Below are 3,732 nucleotides of genomic sequence, written 5' to 3' on the forward strand. Positions count from 1 at the left end.
CGCGTCAGCGCTGCAGTCAGAGTCGTTTTACCATGGTCAACGTGACCGATGGTGCCCACGTTGACGTGGGGCTTACTACGTTCAAATTTTTCCTTCGCCATTGCGACAGCCTCCTAGCGGACCTTTTCGTCAAGTCACTACAAAAAGACAAAAACCACCCTGGGCTTTTGTCGCCAAAAATTGGAGCTCATAACCGGACTTGAACCGGTGACCTCTTCCTTACCAAGGAAGTGCTCTACCGACTGAGCTATATGAGCACCGCTAACCTTTACATCAGCCAGCGCGAAACTGGAGCGGGTAGCGGGAATCGAACCCGCACCATCAGCTTGGAAGGCTGAGGTTCTACCATTGAACTATACCCGCTGAAAAACCTTCCGCTGGTACATCTAAATAATGGTGGTGGGGGGTGGATTCGAACCACCGAAGCTTGCGCGTCAGATTTACAGTCTGATCCCTTTGGCCACTCGGGAACCCCACCTCGAAAGAGCGAAACATTCTGCTTATGCAGCAATAACTTGTCAATTCTTTATATTGCAAGCTATGAACTCTACAGCGCTTAGAAAAGTGGAGCTGGCGAGAGGAGTCGAACCCCCGACCGGCTGATTACAAGTCAGCTGCTCTACCAACTGAGCTACGCCAGCACATTTCTAGCACGTCGCTTTCGAACGAGGGCGGCATTCTAGTCGAACTCTTTGTAAGACGCAATGCGATTGCAGCTTTTTTTCTCTACTGTTTGCCCTTCTCCGGCCTGCCCCTGCAAATAGGCAATGCCAGAGCGATAAATTTCACTATCAGCCTCGGCTTTTAATACCAGCCAAAGGCGCTGAGCAAACTTTGATATTTTGCGGATATCCGCTCCATAACCCCTAGTCCGCATGCGCTGCTGATGTTTTTCTGCGCGTTTTGCGTCGCTAAATACCCCTAGAGATACCGCCTTATTTAATTCCCCACGGCGTATCACATAGCTATCAATACCCTTGCGTTTTAGCTCCCGGCTCATCGCGCTGGCTGCCGCCACATCAGCGTATGGCCCAAGGTAGACCCAGTAGTCGGCATCGCGCTCATATTCCTCGCGACGCCACTCAAGCCCGGCCGGCAAGTCGTCCTCACTCACCGTGGTAAAAGGCCCCAGCAGCCAACACTCTAATGGCGCGGTCGGTGAAACAATATTCTGGTGCGGCGTCAGGTCAGTATCTATGCTCGAAACAGTCGCCGGCTCTGGGTCGCGCGCCCTATCCGAGACCTCCGGCGCAGCCGCCCGCTCAGACAATAGAACGATATTGCCCCTTATGTCGGGCGTTGCCATTGCCTCACTGACCTCCTGATAGCCGCTATCGTACCGCTGCCAGAGGTATAACCCCGCGTTCAGCATAATCAGCGCCAACAATAAGGCCCTCATCTCCCAGCCTCCCCATCGGCGAAGGCAAGCGCTAGGCCGTCTAATACCAACTCTTCTTTTAGTTGCCAGTCGCTTTCACCAGCGAGTCGCATCAGGCTAGGCGCATCACCCCCGGTAAGTACAACGCGGGGCGCCCTACCGCCTCGGCGGCAACAATCCGCAACGACGCTTCGAATGGCAGACAACAGCGAAAGCCAGCTACCATGCTCAACGCATTCCGCTGTTGTTACGCCCGGCGCGATCGATACGTCAGGCGCCCCGTCATAGCGCACCCTCTCCGTGCTGCTAGTGAGCGATTCGAGGATCAATCTCCGCCCCGGGAGGATAAAGCCGCCTGAATGACAACCATTTCGATCAACCAGGTCAATGGTGAGGGCGGTGCCTGCATCCACCACAATGACCTCACTCTGTACTAAGCGCCAAGCTGCCAGCATTGCCAGCCAGCGATCTACGCCCATCCTTGAAGGGTCTTGGTAGCTATTCGTTAAACCACAACCAAAGGGTTGGCTGCGCGCGAAGTAGCAAGGTATGGCAAAGCGCTTGGCAACGGCGGACACCATATCCTCAACCGCCTGACCAGCCACCGAGCCTACTCGAATTGCAGAGATTTGATGCTCGTCCAGCAGCATGCACAAGGCGCTATCAGCCAACACTATACGCCCACCCGCCAGGCGCTCTGGCGCTAACACCCGCCACTTCGCAGAGCTGTTACCGATATCGAGCTCCAACACCACAGCAGACATCAGGATAAGCTCCTCAAACTGACCTCACCGCCATTGAATACGCGGGTGCCCTTGTCGGTGCGCAGCAAAAGCCCACCACCCTGATCGACACCTTCCGCCACACCACTCACCCAAGTATCGCCGAGCTGCACCATTACTTCTCGCCCTCGGTAAGCATCCAGGCTCTGCCATTCGTCCCGGTACAATGCGAAGCCACCACGGCTATACTGCGTGAGTACATCAACTAGGGCGTCAATTAATAGAGACAATAGGCGGTTCCTGTCATCAGCGATGTCGTAGCCCCGCAGATCGGCCCAAGGCTGTTGAATACCTGATGTGTCCGCCCCGGACATTTTGACATTCACCCCAACACCAATAACGACCTGACAGAGCCCTGCCGGATCGCCCTGCATCTCTAGTAGAATGCCAGCAAGCTTACGGCCGTCGAGTAAAATATCATTGGGCCATTTAAGCGCGACGCCATCTACCCCGGCGTTCTTTAATGCGCGTGCAACCGCCACACCAACACAAAGACTCAAACCTTCTAGCGCCGATGCACCGGAATGAAATTGCCAAACCATGGAGAAGTAAAGGTTTCTGGCAAACGGGCTCACCCACTGCCGGCCCCGCCGCCCCCTTCCGGAGAGCTGCAACTCGGCAGTACAGCAATATCCATGGGCATCGCCTTCAGCAATCCTTGCTAGCGCGACTTCATTGGTTGACGCCAGCTCATTAAAAATATCCATGGACTCTATAAACGGTCTTGATGCTTCACCGCTAGAAGCCAGCACGGCATCTCGTGACAGCAAGTTCAAGCCTCCAACGATGCGGTAGCCGCGCCCTTTCTGAGACTCCAGCTCAATATTTAGCGCTTCAAGCTTCTGAAGCTGCTTCCAAACAGCTGCTCGGCTAACGCCCAGCGCCGCTCCAAGTTCTTCACCCGAGTGGAATTCACCATCCGCCAAAACCTGGAGTATCTTTTCTGTGCTCAACACCTATCCCCTCGCGCAATCGAGAGCCGATCATAGCAAAATTTTTAACTGAACAGACTGGCTCGATGTCCAGCGATAATGCGGCATGCCCAGCAACTTAAAAAAACCTAGGCGCTAATAAACCTCCGATCAGCGTGACCCATGACTAGAAACGGTGCTTTGACCACTTTGATTAACGCCCAACTAGTGCCGTGGGCTAGACCGTATGGTGCCCACTGCAGTTCGCGCGTAGGGCCTCGTCGCCAGTTGCCCAACTTTTTTTTGGCCACATAGCAAAGTGCCCCAACCGAACTCGGCTGGGGCACTCAGTGTGGCCTGCACACGCAGCGTGTAATTTTGGCAATTGATTTAGAAGCACCGGATGGGCGCAGCGAGTGCCTTGGGCATGACCTACATTGACCAGAGGCAATGCCTCCGGCACTTCGGGCGCCTCCACTGCGCTGCGGCGTCCAGCGCGGTTCCTGCGGAGCATCGCGCTGTCACATGAGCCCGATAGGTAGTGGCAGAAGTTTCTCGCATCCCAAATAAAAAAACCCGAGGCTCTACTGAACCTCGGGTTTTTAATTAAAGCCTGGCGATGACCTACTCTCACATGGGGAATCCCCACACTACCATCGGC

General features: G+C 54.8%; 4 protein-coding genes and 4 tRNA genes. All 8 read right to left on the minus strand.

What is annotated here, in order from left to right; all coding sequences use genetic code 11:
* The coding region (locus H573_RS18590; protein WP_036257037.1) for a GTP-binding protein at positions 1-101 on the minus strand (101 nt) is incomplete at its 3' end.
* Between the two features lie 80 nt (positions 102-181).
* A tRNA-Thr gene (locus tag H573_RS0115655) sits at positions 182-257 on the minus strand.
* Between the two features lie 32 nt (positions 258-289).
* Positions 290-363: transfer RNA gene (locus H573_RS0115660), tRNA-Gly, on the minus strand.
* A gap of 31 nt (positions 364-394) precedes the next feature.
* A tRNA-Tyr gene (locus H573_RS0115665) sits at positions 395-478 on the minus strand.
* A gap of 87 nt (positions 479-565) precedes the next feature.
* Positions 566-641, minus strand: a tRNA-Thr gene (locus tag H573_RS0115670).
* A 38-nt stretch (positions 642-679) separates the two neighbouring features.
* Positions 680-1,399 (minus strand): SPOR domain-containing protein, encoded by a 720-nt coding sequence (locus H573_RS19195; RefSeq protein ID WP_051171376.1) that lies wholly within the window; start codon positions 1,397-1,399, stop codon positions 680-682.
* Positions 1,396-2,142, minus strand: a complete 747-nt coding sequence (locus H573_RS0115680) for a type III pantothenate kinase (RefSeq protein ID WP_051171377.1) — start codon at positions 2,140-2,142, stop codon at positions 1,396-1,398. The genes H573_RS19195 and H573_RS0115680 overlap by 4 nt, the downstream gene beginning before the upstream one ends.
* On the minus strand, positions 2,142-3,113 hold the full coding sequence (birA, locus tag H573_RS0115685; protein ID WP_027875090.1) for a bifunctional biotin--[acetyl-CoA-carboxylase] ligase/biotin operon repressor BirA: 972 nt from the start codon (positions 3,111-3,113) through the stop codon (positions 2,142-2,144). The genes H573_RS0115680 and birA overlap by 1 nt, the downstream gene beginning before the upstream one ends.
* Positions 3,114-3,732: the final 619 nt, after the last annotated feature.

Origin of the sequence: Neomelitea salexigens DSM 19753, from assembly GCF_000422345.1 — a bacterium.
Taxonomy (GTDB): Bacteria; Pseudomonadota; Gammaproteobacteria; order Pseudomonadales; family Spongiibacteraceae; genus Spongiibacter; species Spongiibacter marinus_A.